Below are 5,257 nucleotides of genomic sequence, written 5' to 3'. Positions count from 1 at the left end.
GCAGCCTGGCCGGCGAAGCGGCGGAGGCAGATTACGAGGCCGGCCGGCGGGTCAACCTCGACGCGACGCTGGCGCTGTTCGACCGACTCGGCCGCCGGTCCGCCGGTGGGGAAGCCCCTCCGGTCGTCGTCTTCGCCAGCAGCGTCGCGGTCTATGGCGCGCCGCTGCCCTCGCCGGTGGACGACCTGACCCTGCCGCACCCGGTGCTGAGCTATGGCGCGCACAAGCTGGCGGCGGAGCTGGTGTTGCAGGATCTCAGCCGCATCGGCCGCCTCGACGGCCGGGGCCTGCGGCTGCCCGGCATCGTCGCCAGGCCGCGCGCTGCGTCCGCCGGCCTGCGCTCCGCCTTCATGAGCGAACTGATGTGGGCGGCGGCGGCCGGGGAACCCTATGTCTGCCCGGTGTCGCCGAGGGCCGTCGCCTGGTGGATGTCGGCGGATTGCTGCGTGGACAATTTGCTGCATGCCGCGAGGCTGGACAGCAAGGCGTTGGAATTACGCCGGGTCTGGCCGCTGCCGGTCCTCTGTCTGACCGTCGCGGAGGTGGTGGAGGCGCTGGCCCGCCGCTTCGGCGATGGCTGCCGCGACCGCATCGCTTACGACCCCGACGCCGGGCTGGAGGCTGTCTTCGGCAGTTTCCCGCCGCTGGTAGCGGCGGCGGCGGAACGGCTGGGATTTCGCCATGACGGGTCGGCCGACGCGCTGGTCCGCACCGCGCTGGCCGCCTGAGGCGGGCCGGCGTTCAAACGAACAAAGGGGATGGGGTATGTTCCGTTACTTCCCGACCAACTATGTCTGGAACCTGTCGGTCGATCTGGCGCTGGAGATGGGCGCCAAGATCGGCGAGATCGAGGAGATGTGCGCGCCGTTGCTTGAGGTGTCGAAGCAGGGCGATGACGCGGGCACCCGCCTGTTCATGGAATCCTGGGTCGCCATGGCCGACAAGCTGTGCGAACTGGCGGCGGAGGACGAGGCGCAGGGCCGGCTGCTGTCGGCCGGTGACAAGCTGAACCGCGCCGCCACCTACCTGATCACGGCGGAGCGGATGCAGGCCCATGGCAGCGACGGCCGCGTCGCCCTCTACGCCCGGTTCCAGGAGGCGTTCCGCAAGGGCGTCCGGCTGGCGAAGGAGAATTGCGAGCGGGTCGAGATTCCCTATGGCGACGCCCACATCGCCGGCCTCTATGTCCGGGCCGAGGGTGTGGCCGAGAGCATTTCGGGGCCGGCGCCGATCCTGGTGCAGGTCAACGGCCTCGACAGCACCAAGGAGATGAAATACCGCGTCGGCCTGCCGCGCATGTTGGCGAAGCGCGGCATCGCCTCCCTGATCGTCGACCAGCCCGGCACCGGCGAGGCGCTGCGCCTGCACGGCATAACCGCCGTCTACAACAGCGAGGTGTGGGCGAGCCGGGTGGTCGATTGGCTGGAGGGCCGGACCGATATCGACCCGAAGCGCATCGGTCTGGAGGGGGTGTCGCTCGGCGGCTATTACTGCCCGCGCGCCGTCGCCTTCGAGCCGCGCTTCGCCATGGGCGTGGTGTGGGGCGCCAACCACAATTGGGGCGAGGTGCAGAAGCGCCGTCTGGCCCGCGAGGGCGAACGCCCGGTGCCGCACTACTGGGACCATGTCCGCTGGGTCTGGGGTGCCGGCGACATGGACGAGTTCATGGCGATCGCCGAGAAGGTGACGCTCGACGGCGTGCTCGACCGCATCCGTGTGCCCTTCCTCGTCACCCATGGCGAGGCCGACAAGCAGATCCCGCTGGAATACGCCCACCGCAGCTATGAGCAGCTGGTCAACAGCCCGAAGCGCGAGCTGAAGATCTTCACCCCGCGCGACGGCGGCATCCAGCACAGCAGCTTCGACAACAGCGACAACGCCGCCAACTACATCGCGGACTGGGTGGCCGAGACCCTCGGCGGCCGCACCGCCTGAACCGGGAGCATGCCGTGAGCCAGGAAGATACCCCCTATCGGGGCCGCCGCATCGTCACCGGCCATGATGCCACCGGCGCCTCGGTCATGCTGGCGGCGGAAGCGCCGCCGCACAGCCGCACCCTGCCGGGCGCCCGCTTCTACGAGATCTGGGGCACCGACCGCAGTCCGGCGCCGATCGGTTCGGTCCCGGCCGAGGAGCCGACCAGCGACCGGCCGGCCATCCACCCCCGGGAAGGCGGCAGCGCCATCCGCATCATCGACTTCCTCCCGGCAGGGCGCGGCGGGGTGCGCAGCCCGATGCACCGGACCAGCACGGTCGATTACGGCATCGTGCTGGAGGGCGAGATGGTGCTGATCCTGACCGAAAGCGAGGTGGCGCTGAAGACCGGCGACGTGGTGGTCCAGCGCGGCACCGACCATGCGTGGGAAAACCGCTCCGACCGCATCGCCCGCATGGCCTTCGTTCTGCTGCACGGCGAGTTCAGCGAGGAACTGCGCGCTAGACTGCCCGACCTGCACCTGATGCCCTGACGGCGCGGCGCCGGCCGGATCAGCCGTCGGGCCGTTCGGCGCAGGAGGCGAGAAGGTCGCGCATCCAGCGGTTGGCCGGATCCCTGTCCTGATACTGGTGCCATTGCAGATGCTCGGCCAGCCTGGGCATCGGCAGCGGCAAGGGGACGAGCCGGATCGGCAGGAAGCGGGCCTGCCGCTCGGCCAGCCGGCGGTGGGCGGTGACCACCCGCTGGGTGCCGATCACCATCTGGATGGCGGAGTTGAAATCGTAGGTCACGACCTCCAGCCGGCGGGCACGGCCACCGTTGGAGACGAACCACTCCTCGAAGGAGGGCATGCGCTTGGTGTTGCCGAACCGGGTGGTGATGTGTCCGAGCGCCAGATACTCCGCCTCGGTCAGGCTGTCGCCGACCAGCTCGTTGTCCTTCCAGACGACGCAGACGTAATCGTCCTCGAACAGCTGCCGCGACGGGTGGTCGGGCGACAGGTAGGGGTGCGGCATGATCAGGAAATCGGCCTCGCCGCGTTCCAGCAGATCGGTCGGCTGCGCATATTGCGACAGGAACTCGCAAGTGATGCCGGGGGCGAGCTTCGACAGCTTTGTGACGGCGGGAATGCCCAGCACCGCCAGCACATAGTCGGACGCGATGATGCGGAAATGGCGCTTGGCGCTGGCGGGATCGAAGTCCAGCCGGGTTTCCAGCGTCGCCTGGATGTCCAGCAGGATGGCGCGGATGCGGGGGCGCAGCAGCTCCGCCAGGGGGGTCGGCACCATCTTGCGCCGGACCGACACCAGCAGCTCGTCGCCGAAATAGTCGCGCAGCCGGGCCAGCGCGCCGCTCATCGCCGACTGGCTGAGATGCAGCCGTTCGCCGGCGCGCGTGATGCTCTGTTCCTCCAGCAGGGCGTCGAGGGCGACCAGCAGGTTCAGATCCAAACGGTTGAAATTCATGCGGTCACTGCCGGCGCAATCGATAGGAACAGATCATCTGTATCGCCGATTGTCGTGGTCCTGACAATCGATTTCTCAAATGAAATCTGGTGGTTAATGCTCAGAAAACCGCCCATGGGGAGGAACAGCTATGGCTCGACGTCTGATCGATCTTTCCATTTATCTTGAAAACGATGTCTTCTCCGATCCTCCGGGTCTGCGTCCGACGATCGAATATGAGACTCATGACGAATCCGTCGCGACCTTCGAGCGGCTGATTCCCGGCCTGAAGGGAGAGGATCTGCCGGACGGCAAGGCGGCGGCGGCGGAATGGGTGAGGCTGACCACCCACAACGGCACGCATCTCGATGCGCCCTACCATTTCCATCCGACGATGGACGCCAAGCTGGGCGAGCCGCGCCGGTCGATCACCATCGACGAGGTGCCGCTGGACTGGTGTTTCCAACCCGGTGTGAAGCTGGACTTCCGCCACCTGCCCGACGGCCATGTCGTCACCGCGGCGGAGGTGGAGGCCGAACTGGCCCGCATCGGCCATACGCTGCAACCGCTGGAGATCGTGCTGGTCAATACCCGCGCCGGCTCGCGCTACGGCCATGACGACTTCATCAACGCCGGCTGCGGCATGGGCTATGACGCGACGATGTATCTTCTCGAACGCGGTGTGCGGGTGACCGGCACCGATGGCTGGAGTTGGGACGCCCCCTTCTCCTACACCGCGAAGAAATATGTCGAGACCGGCGACAAGAGCCTGATCTGGGAAGGGCACAAGGCCGGGCGCGACATCGGCTATTGCCATCTGGAGAAGCTGCACAATCTGGAAGCCCTGCCGCCTTTCGGGTTCATGATGTCCTGCTTTCCCCACAAGATCCGCGGTGCATCTGCGGGTTGGACACGTGCTGTTGCGATCATCGGGGAATGATCGACGGCCTCTACAAGACTGAGAGCCTGTACGTCCACGTCGTTCCAACTGTTGTCTGTAGACCATTCGCGAGGTTGCTATGTGGACGGACGAGCAGGAGGAAAGCGCGATAGGTGTTAGGGCTTACGCCAAAACAACCGCTCCCTTTTTCTGTCGAGGCGGGATGGTGTAATTCCACTCTGGGCGGAAGTCATCGCCGGTGAGGGCGATGGCATCCATTTCGGCGTCGCTCACCTTCAGTCCCTTTGGATAGTCGGTGGTGTCGAGTTCGCAGGCGACCGTCAGGCCGGTTTTGGTGGTGGTCGCGGCGATCAGTTCGACGACGGCGAGGCGGCTGGTCAACGGGCGGGCTCGCCATGTCTGGGAAATCTGGCAGAAGAGCCGGTGCTCGATCTTGTTCCACTTCGAGGTGCCCGGCGGATAGTGGCTGACCTGGATGCTCAAGCCTGTTTGATCGGCCAATGTCTGGAGTTCACGCTTCCACAGCCGCACCCGCGCCCCATCTTCTCCAACCACAGCCGGATGAACCGTCCCGGGTTTCCTGGAGGCCATTTGTGTTGAGTCACGCCGCCATGGCGACGTCCTCGACTTGAGCATAGTAGCGTGCTTCGGCCTCGGCGGGAGGTATATTGCCGATGGGTTCGAGGAGGCGGCGGTGATTGAACCAGTCGACCCATTCCAGGGTTGCGAACTCGACGGCCTCCAGGGTGTGCCATGGTCCCCGGCGGCGGATCACCTCGGTCTTGTAGAGGCCATTGATGGTCTCGGCCAAGGCGTTGTCGTAGGATTCGCCGACGCTGCCCACGGAGGGCTCGACGCCGGCTTCGGTGAGACGCTCGGTGTAGCGGATCGCAACGTATTGCGATCCGCTATCGGAGTGATGGATGAGGCCACTGCCCTTGGCAGGCCGGCGGTCGTGAAGTGCCTGTTCGAGCG

General features: G+C 66.2%; 6 protein-coding genes and 1 pseudogene. 4 read left to right on the top strand and 3 right to left on the bottom strand.

Going from position 1 to position 5,257, the window contains the following annotated elements; translation table 11 throughout:
* From I71_RS31210 to I71_RS31200, 3 genes are all read left to right on the top strand, one after another.
* The coding region (locus I71_RS31210) for an NAD-dependent epimerase/dehydratase family protein (protein WP_042703507.1) at positions 1-728 on the top strand (728 nt) is incomplete at its 5' end.
* Positions 729-765: 37 nt separating this feature from the next.
* Positions 766-1,935, top strand: a complete 1,170-nt coding sequence (locus I71_RS31205) for a S9 family peptidase (RefSeq protein WP_042703505.1) — start codon at positions 766-768, stop codon at positions 1,933-1,935.
* A 14-nt stretch (positions 1,936-1,949) separates the two neighbouring features.
* Entirely contained in the window at positions 1,950-2,468 is a 519-nt protein-coding gene (locus I71_RS31200; RefSeq protein ID WP_042703503.1) for a cupin domain-containing protein, read from the top strand.
* Between the two features lie 19 nt (positions 2,469-2,487).
* Here the strand turns inward: I71_RS31200 and I71_RS31195 are convergent, their stop codons facing one another.
* Positions 2,488-3,402, bottom strand: a complete 915-nt coding sequence (locus I71_RS31195) for a LysR family transcriptional regulator (RefSeq protein ID WP_042703501.1) — start codon at positions 3,400-3,402, stop codon at positions 2,488-2,490.
* Positions 3,403-3,532: 130 nt separating this feature from the next.
* Here I71_RS31195 and I71_RS31190 point away from each other — a divergent pair, with 130 nt between their 5' ends.
* A complete protein-coding gene (locus tag I71_RS31190) occupies positions 3,533-4,321 on the top strand; it encodes a cyclase family protein (protein WP_042703498.1) in 789 nt (262 codons plus the stop codon).
* Between the two features lie 123 nt (positions 4,322-4,444).
* Here I71_RS31190 and I71_RS31185 read toward each other — a convergent pair.
* Both I71_RS31185 and I71_RS31180 read right to left on the bottom strand, forming a co-directional pair.
* Positions 4,445-4,831: pseudogene (locus tag I71_RS31185) on the bottom strand (ISAzo13 family transposase); the annotation flags it as partial.
* A 52-nt stretch (positions 4,832-4,883) separates the two neighbouring features.
* The coding region (locus I71_RS31180) for an integrase core domain-containing protein (RefSeq protein WP_042703496.1) at positions 4,884-5,257 on the bottom strand (374 nt) is incomplete at its 5' end.

The organism is Azospirillum sp. B506 (assembly GCF_000333595.1).
Taxonomy (GTDB): Bacteria; Pseudomonadota; Alphaproteobacteria; order Azospirillales; family Azospirillaceae; genus Azospirillum.
The sequence above is the reverse complement of the archived record's forward strand: the minus strand, read 5'-3'. Positions and strand labels throughout refer to the sequence as shown.